Source organism: Streptococcus sp. HMSC034E12 (assembly GCF_001835915.1).
Taxonomy (GTDB): domain Bacteria; phylum Bacillota; class Bacilli; order Lactobacillales; family Streptococcaceae; genus Streptococcus; species Streptococcus vaginalis.
The window spans coordinates 34,108-51,110 of sequence record NZ_KV826477.1; the positions used below are offsets into that span (position 1 = coordinate 34,108).

General features: G+C 38.9%; 17 protein-coding genes. 14 read left to right on the top strand and 3 right to left on the bottom strand.

What is annotated here, in order from left to right; all coding sequences use genetic code 11:
• Positions 1–55: 55 nt before the first annotated feature.
• From HMPREF2574_RS08930 to HMPREF2574_RS08965, 7 genes are all read left to right on the top strand, one after another.
• A complete protein-coding gene (locus tag HMPREF2574_RS08930) occupies positions 56–796 on the top strand; it encodes a lysophospholipid acyltransferase family protein (protein WP_024052997.1) in 741 nt (246 codons plus the stop codon).
• A 46-nt stretch (positions 797–842) separates the two neighbouring features.
• On the top strand, positions 843–1,484 hold the full coding sequence (locus HMPREF2574_RS08935) for a DJ-1/PfpI family protein (RefSeq protein ID WP_070812481.1): 642 nt from the start codon (positions 843–845) through the stop codon (positions 1,482–1,484).
• 192 nt (positions 1,485–1,676) lie between these two features.
• A complete protein-coding gene (locus tag HMPREF2574_RS08940) occupies positions 1,677–3,770 on the top strand; it encodes a C69 family dipeptidase (protein WP_070241829.1) in 2,094 nt (697 codons plus the stop codon).
• Positions 3,771–3,963: 193 nt separating this feature from the next.
• Complete coding sequence (locus HMPREF2574_RS08945; RefSeq protein ID WP_024053000.1) at positions 3,964–4,239, top strand: helix-turn-helix transcriptional regulator; 276 nt, start codon at positions 3,964–3,966, stop codon at positions 4,237–4,239.
• 87 nt (positions 4,240–4,326) lie between these two features.
• The gene (locus HMPREF2574_RS10970) at positions 4,327–4,527 is read left to right on the top strand and encodes a hypothetical protein (RefSeq protein ID WP_224783988.1); all 201 of its coding nucleotides are present in this window, start codon (positions 4,327–4,329) and stop codon (positions 4,525–4,527) included.
• Between the two features lie 95 nt (positions 4,528–4,622).
• The gene (locus tag HMPREF2574_RS10975) at positions 4,623–4,883 is read left to right on the top strand and encodes a DUF3169 family protein (RefSeq protein WP_042754189.1); all 261 of its coding nucleotides are present in this window, start codon (positions 4,623–4,625) and stop codon (positions 4,881–4,883) included.
• Between the two features lie 303 nt (positions 4,884–5,186).
• The gene (locus tag HMPREF2574_RS08965; RefSeq protein WP_070812482.1) at positions 5,187–5,888 is read left to right on the top strand and encodes a CPBP family intramembrane glutamic endopeptidase; all 702 of its coding nucleotides are present in this window, start codon (positions 5,187–5,189) and stop codon (positions 5,886–5,888) included.
• A gap of 126 nt (positions 5,889–6,014) precedes the next feature.
• Here HMPREF2574_RS08965 and nrdF read toward each other — a convergent pair whose 3' ends face one another.
• From nrdF to nrdH, 3 genes are all read right to left on the bottom strand, one after another.
• Entirely contained in the window at positions 6,015–6,974 is a 960-nt protein-coding gene (nrdF, locus tag HMPREF2574_RS08970) for a class 1b ribonucleoside-diphosphate reductase subunit beta (RefSeq protein ID WP_070812483.1), read from the bottom strand.
• Between the two features lie 152 nt (positions 6,975–7,126).
• Positions 7,127–9,286 carry a class 1b ribonucleoside-diphosphate reductase subunit alpha gene (nrdE, locus tag HMPREF2574_RS08975; protein ID WP_070812484.1) on the bottom strand — a complete coding sequence of 720 codons (2,160 nt, stop codon included), beginning with the start codon at positions 9,284–9,286 and terminating at the stop codon, positions 7,127–7,129.
• A 94-nt stretch (positions 9,287–9,380) separates the two neighbouring features.
• Entirely contained in the window at positions 9,381–9,599 is a 219-nt protein-coding gene (gene nrdH / locus HMPREF2574_RS08980; protein WP_003023812.1) for a glutaredoxin-like protein NrdH, read from the bottom strand.
• Between the two features lie 397 nt (positions 9,600–9,996).
• Here nrdH and HMPREF2574_RS08985 point away from each other — a divergent pair, with 397 nt between their 5' ends.
• The 7 genes from HMPREF2574_RS08985 to HMPREF2574_RS10980 all read left to right on the top strand — a co-directional run bounded on the left by HMPREF2574_RS08985 (position 9,997) and on the right by HMPREF2574_RS10980 (position 16,997).
• Positions 9,997–10,260, top strand: a complete 264-nt coding sequence (locus tag HMPREF2574_RS08985; protein WP_003023815.1) for a phosphocarrier protein HPr — start codon at positions 9,997–9,999, stop codon at positions 10,258–10,260.
• 1 nt (position 10,261) lies between these two features.
• Positions 10,262–11,995, top strand: coding sequence for a phosphoenolpyruvate--protein phosphotransferase (gene ptsP, locus HMPREF2574_RS08990; RefSeq protein ID WP_070812485.1), 1,734 nt, complete (start codon positions 10,262–10,264; stop codon positions 11,993–11,995).
• Positions 11,996–12,145: 150 nt separating this feature from the next.
• Positions 12,146–13,936: an excinuclease ABC subunit UvrC gene (uvrC, locus tag HMPREF2574_RS08995; protein WP_070812486.1), complete on the top strand. Its 1,791-nt coding sequence runs from the start codon at positions 12,146–12,148 to the stop codon at positions 13,934–13,936.
• A 122-nt stretch (positions 13,937–14,058) separates the two neighbouring features.
• Entirely contained in the window at positions 14,059–14,664 is a 606-nt protein-coding gene (locus HMPREF2574_RS09000; protein WP_070812487.1) for a nitroreductase family protein, read from the top strand.
• A 19-nt stretch (positions 14,665–14,683) separates the two neighbouring features.
• On the top strand, positions 14,684–16,084 hold the full coding sequence (gene pepV, locus HMPREF2574_RS09005) for a dipeptidase PepV (RefSeq protein ID WP_070812501.1): 1,401 nt from the start codon (positions 14,684–14,686) through the stop codon (positions 16,082–16,084).
• A 25-nt stretch (positions 16,085–16,109) separates the two neighbouring features.
• Positions 16,110–16,811 carry an NAD(P)H-binding protein gene (locus tag HMPREF2574_RS09010; RefSeq protein ID WP_257374306.1) on the top strand — a complete coding sequence of 234 codons (702 nt, stop codon included), beginning with the start codon at positions 16,110–16,112 and terminating at the stop codon, positions 16,809–16,811.
• A gap of 3 nt (positions 16,812–16,814) precedes the next feature.
• Positions 16,815–16,997, top strand: coding sequence for a hypothetical protein (locus HMPREF2574_RS10980; protein WP_224783938.1), 183 nt, complete (start codon positions 16,815–16,817; stop codon positions 16,995–16,997).
• Positions 16,998–17,003: the final 6 nt, after the last annotated feature.

A 17,003-nucleotide genomic window follows, 5' to 3' on the forward strand; every position in this document is an offset into this window, starting at 1 on the left:
GTTTGCGAGTGGTCATTGGATAAGGTATAATAAAAAGGATAAGAAGGGAGAGCCTATGTTTTATAGATATTTAAGAAGATTGGTGATGTTGATTTTATGGGCTTTAAATGGTAATGCTCAATACCATCATTTGGAGAACATTCCAGACCAAGAGGAAAATTATATTTTAGTGGCTCCACACCGTACTTGGTGGGATCCTGTTTACATGGCTTTTGCAACAAGACCCAAGCAATTTATCTTTATGGCAAAAAAAGAATTGTTTACAAATCGCGTCTTCGGTTGGTGGATTCGCATGTGTGGTGCATTTCCGATTGACCGTGAGAATCCAGGAGCATCTGCTATTAAATACCCCGTCAAGATGTTGAAATCAAGCAATCGGTCTTTGATTATGTTTCCAAGTGGAAGTCGGCATTCGACAGATGTAAAAGGGGGCGTTGCACTGATTGCTAAAATGGCAAAGGTACGCATTCTTCCAGTTGTTTATGTAGGACCGATGAGTTTGAAAGGTTTGGCAAAAGGCGAACGTGTAGACATGGATTTTGGACAACCCATTGATATTTCAGACATCAAAAAGATGAATGATGAGGGTGTGGAAGAAGTTGCCTGTCGTATTCAGACAGAATTTGATCGTTTAGATGCAGAAGTAGCAGCTCTTGAAGTGAAAAAAAATCCAAATATATTATTGCTAATCCCCCGTTTGATCGCTCTGTTACTGTCAATTGTTGTTGGCTTGCTGACATTTGCTTTCAGTTTCATCGCAAGTTTCGTTTGGGATCCTGATAAACATAGGAAATAAAAATCTTGTAGAAGAGGTATGCCTCACCTTTCGAGAAGGAGCATCTATGAAAATAGCAGTTTTGCTGTATCCAGCATGTTCATTGCAGGAAATCACAACTTTGACATCAACACTTTGTCTTTCTTTTGGACAATCTTTGGATTATCTTGCTTCAGAAAAGAAAGTCTATACGAGTGAAGAAGGATTGCAAGTTATTCCAGATTTTACTTTTAAAGAAGTGCAAAATGAAAAGTATGATTGCATCATATTGCCAGGCACGCTAGAGCCATTTGTTAGCCTTTATGATTCCAGACTAATTTCTTTTTTGGAAAGGGTAGACACAAAGCGGACGATAGTAGCGGCTATTTCCTCATCTCCTATGTTTTTAGGGAAAGCAGATTTGTTGAGAAGCCGGTATTACACAGGTGGTCTGTATATGGAATTAGTAGAGTATTTTTCTTTTTTGGAAAAAGGAACTTTCCTCCATCAGCTTGTTGTAAAAGACAAGAATGTTATTACAGCCATTGGATTTGCTTATGTAGAATTTTCTCAAACCGTTTTGAATGCTTTAGGATTAGAAGTGCCGAGCGATTTCTTTTTGAGAAAAAATTCCTACACTCCAGAAGAGTTAACGTATCATTTAGAGACTGCTGATTATCAAGAAATACTGCAAGAAATTTTACGATATGAACAAAAATTCCAGGAATGATTTTCTGGTTTTTTACTATGAATTTTAAGATATAAGGAACCAAAACACACGAAGCTTATATGAAACCGCTTGCTAAAATAGATTTAAAATAGTATACTAAATTTAAGGTATACGGTTTTAAAAAGGTGATAAGAGTGATGCTCACTCTTAAAAGTTGATGTATTCAACATGCAATCATAAAAGGAGAAATATATGAAAAAATTGATTTTTCGCTTAACAATTCTGCTATCTACTCTCATTCTCTTTCCTTTTCAAGCAGTAGAAGCCTGTACAGGTTTTATTGTTGGGAAGAACTTGACAGCAGATGGTTCGACTTTGTATGGTCGTACAGAGGATTTGGAGCCTAATCATAACAAAGTCTTTAAAGTTCATCCAGCCAAGAACAATCAAGCGGGAGAAAAGCTGATTGATGAAGCCAATGGCTTTGAATGGCAATTACCCGCACATAGCTATAAATATACTTCTGTTTCGGACGTTACACCAAAAGACGGTATTTTTGATGAAGTAGGCTTCAATGAGCATGGAGTTTCCATTTCTGCTACAGTATCAGCTAAGGCGAATAAAGATATCCAGAAAGTTGATCCTTATGTGGAAAAAGGTTTAGCAGAATCCATTATGACAACGGTTGTCTTGCCACATGTCAAAACGGCTCGTGAAGGTGTGGAGCTCATTGCAGAGATTGTCAAAAAACAAGGCGCTGCTGAAGGAAACATTGTGACAATTGCAGATAAGACAGGTGTCTGGTACATGGAAATCTTATCTGGTCATCAATATGTTGCCATTAAATATCCAGACGACAAATATAGTATTTTCCCTAACACCTTTTTCTTAGGAAGTGTTGATTTTAATGATAAGGAAAATGTCATTGCTTCAGAAAATGTAGAAAAAGTAGCACGAGATGCAAATTCCTACAAGGAAATCAATGGCATGTTCCATATTTCCCAATCTTACAATCCGCCAATGGCAGAAGCTGATCGTTCGCGTGCTTGGGCAGGTATTAAGGCTTTGAATCCAGACGCACCAGTCAATTATGATGATAAATATTTTGATTTGTTGCAATCTAGCAATAAGAAAATCAGTGTTGCAGATGTGATGCGGATGCAGCGGAACCGTTTTGAAGGAACGCAATTTAAACCCCTTGACCAAATGGAATTGGACGGGAAAGGCATTCCTCAACGTGGAAAAGTAGATCCAGTCTATAAATATCCTCTTGGCAATCCAAACGTAATGGAAGCGCACATTTTCCAATTGAAAGATAATATCCCTGCTAGCATGGGTGGTGGCACAATGTGGCTTTCTGTTGGTAGTCCTCGCTTTGCACCATACTTGCCATACTATGGAAATATCAACAATACTTATGCTGCTTATCAAGTTGATACAACGAAATATGACAAAGATTCTTGGTACTGGGTTGCGTCACACATTTACGATATGGCAGCCAAACATCAAAAATTATTTGGCAATAGCATTCAAGAAAAATGGAAAGCTTTGGAAGCACGATTGATTGAAGAACAAGCCAAATTAGATGAACAATACGCAGCTGCAGGTGGAGCTTCGTCAGAAGAAGTGACTGCGTCTAGTATGGCGCGTGCAGAGGCAGTCTTTAAAGAAATGAAAGCTCTAGAAGCTGAAATGGAAGAAAAGATTAAAAATGAGCAAACGCCACCAAGCTCTAGCTTAGAACCATCTTCAAGTACAAGTGAGTCATCTTCAACCACATCTTCCACTTCATCTACATATCAATCTTCTTCAAGTACAAATGAAACGTCTACATCTAGTTCATCAGATACTGAAAAACCTAAACCAAGCGAAACTTCTGATACCTTAGTGGATACAGCCACAGGGGTTCGCTTGCAAAATGCAGATTTGGTGAAAGCTAATCTCAAATTAGCAGTTAAAAAGACGATTGAAGAAAACGCAGATAGCTATGACATTACCTTGACCAATCCAAAAGGCGAAGCAGTGTCACAAGTCAGTTCAACAGTAGTGACAGTACCAGTGAAGCAAGGTGCTACGGTGGATTCTGTTTATGCTATGAAAGACGGCAAGCAAGCGGAAAAATTTGATTTTGTTCTCAACAAAGATCAAACGATTAGCTTTAAAACAACACACTTCTCTACTTACAAAGTAAATTACAAAGTTGTCAAAGAAACGCCAAAACAAAATAAACGTGGCTTCCTTCCGTCAACTGGTGAAAAAGTAACCTTCCTCGGTTTGGTAGGAATTGTCATTTTAGGAGTTGTCATCTTCATCTTAGCAAAACGTTCAAAAAAGAATAATGACTAGTTGAAGCAAGAAAATCAACATCATGTTGAAGGGATTCCCTCAAAGTTAGGTACAAACTAATTTTGGGGGATTTTTATATGAATTGGATAAATTTCTACATTGAATTGACAATGATAATGTTAATGATTTTTGACAATAATAGTTGTCAAAATGACACGAATGAGTTACAATAGAGATGAAAGGAGAGGAGCATATGAAGCTGGAAAATCGATTAAAAGAACTTCGAGCGCGAGATAGGTTGAATCAAACAAAGTTGGCTAAAAAAGCAGGAGTTTCTCGACAAACCGTCAGTTTGATTGAGCGGGGAGAGTATGCTCCGTCTGTCATCATTGCCTTGAAGATTGCACATATTTTTGGAGAAAACGTAGAAAATGTATTTTATCTAAAGGAGAATAGCGATGAAAAAATGGATGAAAATTATCGGTTTACTAGTAGTGAGTGTTTTGCTAGGAATTTTTGTAGCAAATAGTTGGCTCGGAAATTTCCATTTTCCAACTTTTTAAATAGTACACTTTTCGGGTGGATGATTCGTGTGCTTAATCTGATTTTATTCTGTATGACAATTTATTTACTACAGTCTAGTCGGACAATTCAAAGCCAGTCAGAATTAACAAATGGAGATGAATTAAATGAACAACTTTATCAGAAGATGTTCAAAAATTTGGAATATGGTACTATTTTATTAGACGTTGTGACAATCTTGACGATTTTTGATATACTAACATTAATGTATTCATTACTAAAAATAGTGTTTTGATTACAGGCAGTTTATTTCCTTATGTAGCACTTGCTTTTATTCTATATGGACAATATTGTCTCCAAAAGACAATTGAGTAGGTTCGGCATGTTAAATTGCCAATCGTTACATTTCCCGAAGATGTTTTAGCCTTGATGAAGACCTATGATGAAGCAGAAAGAGAAGCACATTATGAGCAGAGCTTTAAGATTCTTTTTCAGTTAAATCAGTTTATTTTGCCAGCGTTCTACATCCTCCTGTTTACTATTTCGCTTCTATTACGTGAAATTCAATACCTTCCTATTGCAATTGTAGTATTTATCCGTCTTTACATCAATGTAGTAAATATTTCTATGATAAAGAAATACTTTAAATAAGGCTGGTCAAAAAGTATCTCTACCTCTATCTCATTTAGTGATAAGCGAATAGCACAGTAGGTGATTGCTCAAAGCATTGCTTTGAGGTGGCGGATAGGGCTTGCGAAGCAAGTCTCAAACCTGTTCGCTTTTCAAGCTAGAAAGAACACTTTTGACGAAAACTCTGTTTTCTTTATCCACCGCCTCAACAGTCAGGGAGACTGTTGATCAGTCTTGCATGTAGGGAACTACGAACTTAAATTTTTCAAGATAAGTTCTGTCCCAATCTTATGAAACATAACTAGTTATACGAGGAGCATTTTAATGAAAAAAATAGCCCATCTTGGATTTGGAATTTTAAAATTATTGGGACTGATTGTGTTAGTCATGGCTATCAATGGCATTCCTATGTTGTTTCTAGCTAGAGGGCAAGATTTGCCCGTGTATATAGAAATTTTACTGGTGTTAGCCTACCTTGTGCTCGTGTTTTTTGCTATCCGCACTTTATGGAGAAGATACCAAACACACATCTCAAAAGACGTCAAAGTTCTGTCGTTTTCTTGGGGAGATTTTGGAAAAGTCTTGTTATTCTTTTTAGTGGCGAGAGTGGTAGCAGTAGTTGGAACTTATCTAAATATTCTTTTAACAGGACAAAGTACGACCAGCAACGATAACGCTTTACAAAGTCTAGGAAAAATTATGTCTGTTAATCATATTTTTTTTGCTCTGTTATATGTAGTAACTGTTGCAATAATAGCTCCGGTGATTGAAGAATTAGTATTCCGTGGTTTTGCGACAATCTTTTTCTTTGAGAAAGATCAAAAAATATCAGCAGCCATCATAACATCTATCATTTTTGCACTTCCTCATATTTCAAAATGGACAGAGTTTCCACTTTATTTTGCCATGGGATTAGTGCTTTATGCTGCCTTTGCACGTCGAGGAAATCTCAAGGATTCAATAGCTGTGCATATTTTAAACAACACACCAGCAGCTCTCGTTATGCTGCTTACGATGTTTCAATAGTGGTTTAAAAATGGCAAATCATTCATAATTTAAAATCAAAAACACGAAAGGAGTAGTACCACTTATTGTTGGTATGTCCCATTCGTGTTTTTGTGTTATTAGATGTTATTTTTGTTAATTGATATTTTATAACCCGTAATTATAATCATCATCTTGCATGGCTTCAACTTCACCAAGAAGATAACCGTTTCCGACTTGAGAAAAGAAGTCATGGTTAGAGGTTCCAGTTGAAATACCATTCATGACAATCGGATTGACGTCATCAGCTGTATCAGGGAAAAGTGGGTCTTGACCAAGATTCATCAGAGCTTTATTAGCATTATACCGAAGGAAAGTTTTGACTTCTTCCGTCCATCCGACGCCGTCATACAAAGTTTCTGTATAGCCTTCTTCGTTTTCATAGAGGGTGTAGAGCAGGTCGTACATCCATTCTCGGAATGTTTCTTGTTCTTCTTCTGGCAATTCGTTAAAGCCTAACTGGAATTTATAACCGATATACGTTCCGTGGACAGATTCATCGCGGATAATCAATTTGATGATTTCAGCTACATTGGCTAATTTGTTATTTCCAAGATAGTAGAGCGGAGTAAAGAAACCAGAGTAGAAGAGGAAGGTTTCTAAAAAGACACTGGCAACCTTCTTTTCAAGAGCATTTCCATTGAGGTAAATCTCGTTGATAATTTCTGCTTTCTTTTGCAAATAAGGATTTGTATTGGTCCATTCAAAAATTTCGTCAATTTCTGATTTCGTGTTAAGGGTTGAGAAAATAGATGAATACGACTTAGCGTGAACAGACTCCATGAATTGGATGTTATTCAACACAGCCTCTTCATGAGGTGTGCGAATATCTCCTCGGATAGCTTCGACACCTGATTGGGATTGCATCGTATCCAATAATGTTAATCCGCCGAAGACCTTACCAACAAGGTCTTTTTCTTTAGGTGATAATTTTCTCCAGTCATCCAAATCGTTGGAGAGGGGGATTCGCGTATCGAGCCAGAATTGCTCGGTCAGCTTTTCCCAAGTGGACTTGTCAATGACATCTTCAATGGCATTCCAGTTTATGGCTTTATAATAGGTTTTCATGTTGATTACTTTCTTTTATTCCAATTGATTTTTATCGTTTACAGATAGTTTAAATTTGTTCTGAAAGGTTTTTAAAAACTTTATATAGTACAAAAGAATCTCGCTCATAGCAGCTGTTGTACTAACATAAACAAGAGAAATTTTAATCCTCGTTAAATCACGCAGCTCTCACACTGGTTGGCTCCAACTTCGCCGCCGTCATCTGTAAAGGTGCGGACATAGTAGATCGATTTGATGCCCTTGTTAAAGGCATAGTTGCGCAGGATAGACAGGTCGCGTGTCGTTTGTTTGTTTTCGGTTTTCCATTCGTAGAGTCCTTGCGGAATGTCGCTACGCATAAAGAGGGTCAGAGATAGTCCTTGATCTACATGCTCAGTCGCTGCTGCATAGACATCAATGACCTTGCGCATATCCATGTCGTAAGCGCTGGTATAATAAGGAATCGTCTCAGTTGATAGACCAGCTGCGGGATAGTAGATTTTTCCGATTTTCTTTTCTTGGCGTTCTTCGATGCGTTGCGTAATAGGGTGGATAGAAGCAGATACATCATTGATATAGCTGATAGAGCCATTCGGTGCAACGGCTAGGCGGTTTTGATGGTAGAGACCGTCAGCCTTAACCTTATCGCGTAACTCTGCCCAGTCTTCTGCAGACGGGATAAAGATGCCTGTGAAGAGTTCTTTGACACGGTCAGACTGAGGTACAAATTCACCCGTCAGGTATTTGTCAAAGTAAGTACCGTTGGCATAATCAGATTTTTCAAAGTTGTGGAAAGTCATGCCACGCTCACGAGCAATATTGTTGGATTCAACAAGTGTCCAATAATTCATGAGCATAAAGTAAATGCTGGTAAACTCAACTGATTCAGCTGAACCATATTCAATCAACTGTTGAGCCAGATAACTGTGTAAGCCCATGGCTCCTAGCCCAAAAGTATGAGCTAAGCTATTGCCATGATCAATAGTCGGAACGGCTTTGATGTGAGAGCTATCTGTAACAAACGTTAGCGCCCGCGTCATGGTACGGATAGACTTACCGAAATCTGGTGAAGTCATCATATTGACTACATTGGTCGACCCAAGATTGCAAGAAACATCCGTTCCCAAATGTACAAATTCTTGAGCATCATTCAGGAGACTTGGTTCTTGTACTTGCAGGATTTCAGAGCAGAGATTACTCATGATGATTTTACCGTCGATTGGATTTGAACGGTTAGCTGTATCGATATTTACGACATAAGGATAGCCAGATTCTTGTTGGAGTTTAGAAATTTCTGTTTCTAAATCACGAGCTTTAATTTTCGTTTTATTAATCTTAGGGTTGGCAACCAATTCGTCATATTTGTCAGTAATATCAATATAAGCAAATGGGACACCGTACTCGCATTCAATAGAGTAAGGACTGAAGAGGTACATTTCCTCATTCTTACGAGCTAATTCGTAAAATTTATCTGGAATGACAACTCCTAAAGAAAGAGTTTTAACCCGAACTTTTTCGTCAGCATTTTCTTTCTTTGTAGAAAGGAAAGCGATGATATCTGGGTGGAAGACATTGAGGTAAACAACCCCGGCTCCCTGACGTTGCCCCAGCTGGTTAGAGTAAGAGAAGCTGTCCTCAAACAGTTTCATCACTGGTACAACACCAGAAGCAGCCCCTTCATACCCTTTGATGGGAGCACCTGCTTCACGCAGGTTACTGAGAGAGATCCCAACGCCACCACCGATACGAGATAGCTGCAGAGCAGAGTTAATGGAGCGGCCGATAGAGTTCATATCATCTGTTACTTGGATGAGGAAGCAAGAAACTAGTTCACCGCGACGGGCACGTCCTGCATTGAGGAAGCTTGGTGTAGCCGGTTGATAGCGCTGGTGAATAATTTCATTGGCAATATCCTTGGCGATTGCTTCATTACCGTTGGCAAAATAGAGCGCATTGAAAAGAACGCGGTCTTCCATGCTTTCAAGGTAATACTCGCCGTCATTTGTTTTGAGAGCGTATTGATTGTAGAATTTATAAGCTGCCATGAAAGATTTAAAGTGGAAATCTTGCTCATGAATGAAGGAAGCTAGCTCTTTGATGTATTCAGGTGAATAAAGCTGGATGAATTCTTTTTCTAAATAGTTTTCTTGAATTAAATAGTGAATTTTTTCTGTGATAGAAGAGAATTTTTTCGTATTTGGTTCAACATTTTCTTTAAAGAATGCTTCCAAGGCTTCCTTATCTTTGTGAAGCATAATCTGTCCGTTGATTGGACGGTTGATTTCGTTATTCAGACGGAAATACGTCACGTCTTCGAGTTGTTTAAGTCCCATATTGTTCCTTTTCTAAATAATTGAATTGTTTTGCAAAAGAAAGAGCTTCTATGGTTTATAGAAGCGGCTGGATAGCTCTATGATTACAACAATTTTATGATAATTTTTTCAATTTACCTGGTTGAAAACCGGAAAATGCTTCCGTTGGAGTTTGAACGACTGGAGCAGCATTAAAGCCTAAGCTTTTCACATGATCGATGTATTCAGGCTGTTCGTCCAAGTTGATTTCACGATATTCGACATGATTCGTATCTAAGAAGCGTTTTGTCATTTTGCATTGCACGCAATTATTTTTTGAGTAAATAGTTACCATAATGAACTCCTAATTTCTTTAAATTCAGTATAGAATTAGTATATCCAAATCAGGGAATTTTGTCAACTGTCACGTTCTAAATATTGTGTTTTGTTTTGGGATTTTAAATACCATGATACTAGATATAGTGTTTTCTTGGAAAGAGAAAAAGATAGAATGAACTCCTGTTTTGGGCTTCGTTAGACTAAGCTTTCCTTAGGGAACAATGGATTAAAAATGTGTCAATCAATTGGACAGTGAAAATCTCGTTTTAATGAAATTTCAGTAATTCTCATAAAAAAGACTTGCTGAATACACATAAAATTCTTGAAAAAATTTTACAAAGATGTTATAATCTAGAATTGTAAGGGTTATCACATGAGACCCCAAAAAGATTACATTAAAGGAGAGTCAAACTATGGCTTCTAAAGATTTCCACATTGTGGCAGAAACAGGTATTCACGCACGTCCAGCAACTTTGTTAGTTCAAACTGCTAGCAAATTTGCTTCAGATATTACTCTTGAATACAAAGGTAAATCAGTAAACCTCAAATCAATCATGGGTGTTATGAGTCTTGGTGTTGGTCAAGGGGCTGATGTAACAATTACTGCAGAAGGTGCAGACGCTGATGATGCAATTGTAGCAATCGCAGAAACAATGACAAAAGAAGGATTGGCTTAACATGACAGAAATGCTAAAAGGAATTGCAGCATCTGATGGTGTTGCTGTTGCTAAGGCATATCTACTTGTTCAACCGGATTTATCATTTGAGACTGCTTCAGTCGAAGATACAAATGCAGAAGAGGCTCGTTTGGATGTAGCTCTTGAAGCTTCACAGAACGAGCTTTCTGTTATCCGTGAGAAAGCAGTAGAAAGCCTTGGAGAAGAAGCAGCTCAAGTATTTGATGCTCACTTAATGGTACTTTCTGACCCAGAAATGATTGGTCAGATTAAAGAAACAATTCGTGCAAAAAAAGTGAATGCTGAAGCAGGTCTGAAAGAAGTAACAGACATGTTCATCACTCTCTTTGAAAATATGGAAGATAACCCATACATGCAAGAACGTGCAGCAGACATTCGCGACGTGACCAAACGTGTGTTGGCTCACTTGCTTGGTGTACGCTTGCCAAACCCTGCTATGATCAATGAAGAAGTGGTTGTGATTGCTCACGACTTGACTCCTTCTGATACCGCTCAATTAGATAAAAACTTTGTTAAAGCTTTTGTAACCAACATTGGTGGACGTACAAGTCACTCAGCTATTATGGCTCGTACTCTTGAAATTGCTGCGGTTCTTGGAACAAATAACATTACCGAATTAGTAAAAGACGGTGATACAGTTGCTGTTAATGGAATTACTGGTGAGGTTATTATCAATCCAACAGAAGAACAAGTTGCAACCTTTAAAGCAGCGGGTGAAGCCTATGCAAAACAAAAATCTGAATGGGATTTACTGAAAGATGCTGAAACAGTAACAGCTGACGGAAAACATTTTGAACTGGCTGCAAACATCGGTACACCAAAAGATGTTGAAGGTGTCAACGCTAATGGCGCTGAAGCTGTCGGACTTTACCGTACTGAGTTTCTTTATATGGATTCCCAAGATTTCCCAACAGAAGATGAGCAATATGAAGCTTACAAAGCTGTTTTGGAAGGCATGAATGGTAAGCCAGTTGTTGTCCGCACAATGGATATTGGCGGAGACAAAGAGCTTCCTTACTTTGATCTTCCAAAAGAAATGAATCCATTCCTTGGATTCCGTGCGCTTCGTATTTCAATTTCGGAAACAGGAAATGCAATGTTCCGCACACAATTACGTGCACTTTTGCGTGCATCTGTTCATGGGCAATTGCGTATCATGTTCCCAATGGTTGCTTTGTTGACTGAATTCCGTGCAGCAAAGGGCATTTTGGAAGAAGAAAAAGCTAAATTGCTTGCAGAAGGTGTGGCAGTTGCGGACAATATTCAAGTTGGTATCATGATTGAAATTCCAGCGGCAGCAATGCTCGCTGACCAATTTGCAAAAGAAGTTGACTTCTTCTCAATTGGTACCAATGACTTGATTCAATACACAATGGCTGCTGATCGTATGAACGAACAAGTTTCCTATCTTTACCAACCATATAACCCATCTATCCTTCGCTTAGTGGATCGAGTGGTCAAAGCTGCTCACGCTGAAGGCAAGTGGGCTGGTATGTGTGGTGAAATGGCAGGTGACCAAACTGCTGTTCCACTTCTAGTTGGTATCGGTCTGGATGAGTTCTCAATGAGTGCAACATCTGTTCTTCGTACACGTAGCTTGATGAAGAAATTGGATACGAAGAAGATGCAAGAACTTGCTCAACGTGCTCTTACAGAATGTGCAACGATGGAAGAAGTTCTTGAACTTGAAAAAGAATATCTTGATTTTGAATAATATCGAAACGGAGACCATGGTCAATTAAGACAATTGGAATCTCAATTATTGAAAGAGGGCGTTGTTGTCCTCTTTTTTATATTGCAGATAATTTAGGTTTTCCATGCTCCTTTTCACTTCCTTTTGCTCATTTTTGCTATAATGATAATTATGAACAACTTGATTAAATCAAAATTAGAATTGTTGCCTACTAGTCCAGGTTGCTATATTCATAAAGATAAAAATGGCATTATCATCTATGTCGGAAAAGCTAAGAATCTGCGTAATCGGGTGCGCTCTTATTTTCGTGGGAGCCATGATACTAAAACGGAAGCACTGGTGTCTGAGATTGAGGATTTTGAGTTTATTGTCACGGAGTCTAATATTGAAGCCTTGCTGCTTGAAATCAATCTAATCAAGGAAAATCGGCCTAAATATAACATCATGCTTAAGGACGATAAGTCCTACCCTTTTATCAAAATCACCAATGAGATATATCCGCGACTTATTATTACACGTCAGGTTAAAAAAGATGGTGGTTTATATTTTGGCCCGTATCCTGATGTAGGTGCTGCGAATGAAATTAAGCGCCTGCTGGATCGCATTTTTCCTTTCCGCAAGTGTACCAATCCACCTGAGAAAGTTTGCTTCTACTATCATATCGGACAGTGTCGAGCTCATACTGTCTGCCATAATGATCCACATTTCTTTCAAGAGATGGCTCAAGAAGTAGCAGATTTCCTCAAAGGTCATGATAATAAGATTATTGATGAATTGAAAGGAAAAATGACTAGTGCTGCTGAAAATATGGAATTTGAAAAAGCGGCTGAATACCGAAATTTGCTTCAAAGTATTGCGACACTTCGCACCAAGCAACGAGTGATAGCAAAGGATTTACAGAATCGGGATGTCTTTGGCTATTATGTGGACAAAGGATGGATGTGTGTACAGGTTTTCTTTGTCCGTCAAGGAAAACTCATTGAGCGAGATGTAAATATGTTTCCTTATTACAATGACCCTGACGAGGATTTTCTGACCTATATTGGTCAATTTTATCAGGAAAAATCTCATCTGATTCCCAATGAAATTTTGATTCCATCTGATATTGATGAAATAGCTGTTCAGGCTGTGGTGGATACGAAGATTCTCAAACCTCAGCGAGGAGAGAAGAAACAGCTGGTTAATTTGGCTATTAAAAATGCGCAAGTTAGTTTGCAGCAGAAGTTTGATTTGTTGGAGAAATCTGTTGAAAAAACACAGGGAGCTATTGAAAATCTAGGTCAGTTGCTCAATATTCCCACTCCAGTTCGGATTGAATCGTTTGATAATTCCAATATTATGGGAACAAGTCCTGTTTCAGCTATGGTGGTTTTTATCAATGGCAAACCCAGCAAAAAAGATTATCGCAAGTATAAGATTAAGACAGTTATCGGTCCTGATGACTATGCTAGTATGCGAGAAGTGATTAAGCGCCGTTACAGTCGGGTTATGCGAGATGGTTTAATACCGCCTGATCTTATTGTCATTGACGGTGGTCAGGGTCAAGTCAATATTGCTAAAGACGTCATTCAAAATCAATTAGGGTTAGATATTCCTATCGCTGGTTTGCAAAAAAATGACAAGCACCAGACGCATGAATTGCTCTTTGGCGATCCTTTGAAAGTGGTTGAGTTATCTCGCAATTCGCAGGAATTTTTCCTCTTACAACGCATTCAAGATGAGGTGCACCGCTTTGCCATTACCTTCCACCGCCAGCTTCGCTCAAAAAACTCCTTTTCTTCGCAACTAGATGGCATTGAAGGACTGGGGCCTAAACGCAAGCAAAATCTGATGCGACATTTTAAATCTTTGGCCAATATCAAGAAAGCTAGTGTTGATGAAATTGTCGAAGTGGGTGTACCGCGAAAAGTGGCAGAGGCAGTGCAGAGAAAATTGAGAGAGTCTAGAGATAAAAAAGAATAACAACAACTAGGTCTTAAATCTTATGAATTAAGGTGAAAGCGTTCGTTTTCTCATAAAACCCCTGCAAGCTCTTCCAATTTATGGTAAAATGGAATGAGTATAATAAGAAAAGGAAAGTCCTTATGAAATTTCTTGAATTAAATAAAAAGCGTCATGCAACTAAGCATTTCAATGATAAAGCAGTTGATCCGAAAGATGTGCGGACGGCGATTGAAATTGCAACTTTAGCGCCAAGTGCTCATAATAGCCAGCCTTGGAAATTTGTAGTTGTGCGTGAGAAAAATGCAGAGTTGGCTGAGATTGCTTTCGGTGCAAACAAAGACCAAATCACAGAAGCACCTGTGACGATTGCTCTTTTTACAGATACAGACTTAGTTAAACGCGCTCGGAAAATTGCTCGTGTGGCTGGGGTCAATAATATGTCCGATGAATTGTTGCAATATTATATGCAAAATTTACCGGTTGAATATGGGCATTATTCTGAGCAGCAAAAAAGCGATTATTTGGCTTTAAATGCTGGTTTGGTGGCAATGAATCTTGTTTTAGCATTGACTGACCAAGGAATTGGTTCCAATGTTATCCTTGGATTTGATAAGTTGAAAGTCAATCAAGTGCTAGATATTGATGAACGCTTCCGTCCAGAACTTTTAATTACCGTTGGTTACACAGACGACAAACTGGAGCCAAGTTATCGTTTGCCAGTGGATGAGATTATTGAAAAACGTTGATAGAAAGGAATCTGATTTTATGACGATTGATTTTAAAGCAGAAGTTGAAAAACGTCGCGATGCTCTGTTGAATGACTTGTTTAGCCTTTTGGAAATTAACTCTGAGCGAGATGACACGAAAGCAGATAAAGAACATCCTTTTGGGCCTGGACCTGTTAAGGCTTTGGAAAAATTCTTAGAATTAGCTGCGCGTGATGGCTATCCAACGAAAAATGTTGACAATTATGCAGGGCATTTTGAATATGGCGAAGGAAAAGAAGTGCTTGGAATTTTTGCGCATATGGATGTTGTGCCGGCTGGAAGTGGCTGGGATACAGATCCCTATACGCCAACTATCAAGGATGGTAAATTATTTGCGCGTGGTGCGAGCGATGACAAAGGGCCGACGATGGCTTGCTATTATGGACTGAAAATTATCAAAGAATTAGGCTTGCCGACATCTAAGAAGGTTCGTTTTGTAGTTGGTACAGATGAGGAATCCGGCTGGGCTGATATGGACTATTATTTCAAACACGTTGGTCTGCCAGAGCCAGATTTTGGCTTTTCGCCAGATGCAGAATTTCCGATTATCAATGGTGAAAAAGGAAACATCACCGAATATCTTCATTTTGCAGGGGAAAATGGCGGAGCTGCGCGCTTGCATAGCTTTACTGGCGGACTTCGTGAAAATATGGTTCCTGAATCTGCAACAGCAGTGGTATCAGGAAATGTGCCAAATCTTGAAGATGAATTAGATGAATTTGCAAAAGAACACGGACTTCGATTTGAATACCAAGAATTACCGAGTGGTCAAATAACAATTACGATTGTTGGGAAATCCGCTCACGGAGCATCTCCACAATCCGGTGTCAATGGCGCGACTTATCTGGCGAAATTCTTGACCCAGTTTGATTTTGCAGATTCTGCTAAAGACTATCTTGAAGTGGCTGGGAACATTCTTTTAGAAGACCATGCAGGAAAAGCTTTAAAAGTGGATTATATAGATGAAAAAATGGGTGCTCTTTCTATGAATGCTGGGGTTTTCCGCTTCGATGAAGCAAGCAACGACAACACCATTGCTCTTAATTTCCGTTATCCACAAGGAACCAATCCAGAAATGATCAAATCTAAATTGGAAAACTTGCCAGTAGAAAAGGTGACATTGTCCGAGCACGAGCATGTTCCCCACTATGTTCCAATGGAAGATCCGCTTGTGAAGACACTTTTAGATGTGTATGAAAAGCAAACAGGTCTGAAAGGTTATGAGCAAATCATTGGTGGAGGAACGTTTGGTCGTCTCTTGAAACGCGGTGTTGCTTATGGTGCCATGTTCCCAGGCTATACAGATACCATGCACCAAGCAAATGAATTTATAGATGTAGAAGATCTTTTCCGTGCAGCAGCTATTTATGCTGAAGCAATTTATGAACTGATTAAATAAAACAGGTAAACTCAGCTAGAAATAGTTGAGTTTCTTTCAAAGAAAGAGAACAATTATAATTTACACAATTACGAGTGCGACAGGTCAATTGGGGCAAAAGGTTGTTGCTGAGGCACGAAAACATTTAAATTCTAATGAAATTCGGCTATCTGTTCGAAGTCCCAAAAAAGCAAGTCAATATGTAACAGCAGGGATTGATGTTAGAGCAGCTGATTATTTAGATATGGATTCTATGGTCGAGGCTTGGCGTGGAACGGATGTTTTGATTTACATTCCAAGTATTTCCCATCCAAGCATTGTGCGTGTGCCAGAATTTGAAAATTCGGTCATTGCAGCAGAAAGAGCTGGAGTTAAGCACTTTATCTTTGTTGGATTTTTCGCCGATCAAGTCAATAGTCCATTTCACATGGCAGCTTTCTTTGCATATGCCAATACTCGTCTAGTGTCGGCTGGATTTTCTTACAGCATTATCAAAAATGCTATGTATGCTGATCCATTGGTGCCTTATTTACCTGAGTTAATAGAGCGCAAGGCTGTTATTTATCCAATGGGCAATGCCAAAATGAGCTTTGTTCCGCGGGAAGATAGTGCAGAAGCTATTGTCAAACTGGCTATGTTACCTGCCTTACAGGGAAAGACGTATGTTTTGACTCAAGAACGCAATTACACAATGTTGGAGCTGGCTAATCTTTTGTCCGAGGTTTCTGGTCACGAGATTGGTTACTAACCAGTGACGGTTGAGGAATTTGCTGCTCTGTATGATCAGCCTAAAGGTTTCGGTGTTGTGCTGGCTTCCCTTTACCAAGCTGGAAGTCAAGGCTGTTTGGACATTGTGACAGATGATTTTCGGACGATCACAGGACGGCAGGCAGCTGATTTGAAAACTTATATGAAGAAGAATTATCAAAAATAGAGGCAA

Coding starts and splice junctions, on each gene's coding strand:
- HMPREF2574_RS08930 (WP_024052997.1), top strand. CDS start 56: ATGTTTTATAGATATTTAAGAAGATTGGTGATGTTGATTTTATGGGCT.
- HMPREF2574_RS08935 (WP_070812481.1), top strand. CDS start 843: ATGAAAATAGCAGTTTTGCTGTATCCAGCATGTTCATTGCAGGAAATC.
- HMPREF2574_RS08940 (WP_070241829.1), top strand. CDS start 1,677: ATGAAAAAATTGATTTTTCGCTTAACAATTCTGCTATCTACTCTCATT.
- HMPREF2574_RS08945 (WP_024053000.1), top strand. CDS start 3,964: ATGAAGCTGGAAAATCGATTAAAAGAACTTCGAGCGCGAGATAGGTTG.
- HMPREF2574_RS10970 (WP_224783988.1), top strand. CDS start 4,327: ATGACAATTTATTTACTACAGTCTAGTCGGACAATTCAAAGCCAGTCA.
- HMPREF2574_RS08965 (WP_070812482.1), top strand. CDS start 5,187: ATGAAAAAAATAGCCCATCTTGGATTTGGAATTTTAAAATTATTGGGA.
- nrdF (WP_070812483.1), bottom strand. CDS start 6,974: ATGAAAACCTATTATAAAGCCATAAACTGGAATGCCATTGAAGATGTC.
- nrdE (WP_070812484.1), bottom strand. CDS start 9,286: ATGGGACTTAAACAACTCGAAGACGTGACGTATTTCCGTCTGAATAAC.
- nrdH (WP_003023812.1), bottom strand. CDS start 9,599: ATGGTAACTATTTACTCAAAAAATAATTGCGTGCAATGCAAAATGACA.
- HMPREF2574_RS08985 (WP_003023815.1), top strand. CDS start 9,997: ATGGCTTCTAAAGATTTCCACATTGTGGCAGAAACAGGTATTCACGCA.
- ptsP (WP_070812485.1), top strand. CDS start 10,262: ATGACAGAAATGCTAAAAGGAATTGCAGCATCTGATGGTGTTGCTGTT.
- uvrC (WP_070812486.1), top strand. CDS start 12,146: ATGAACAACTTGATTAAATCAAAATTAGAATTGTTGCCTACTAGTCCA.
- HMPREF2574_RS09000 (WP_070812487.1), top strand. CDS start 14,059: ATGAAATTTCTTGAATTAAATAAAAAGCGTCATGCAACTAAGCATTTC.
- pepV (WP_070812501.1), top strand. CDS start 14,684: ATGACGATTGATTTTAAAGCAGAAGTTGAAAAACGTCGCGATGCTCTG.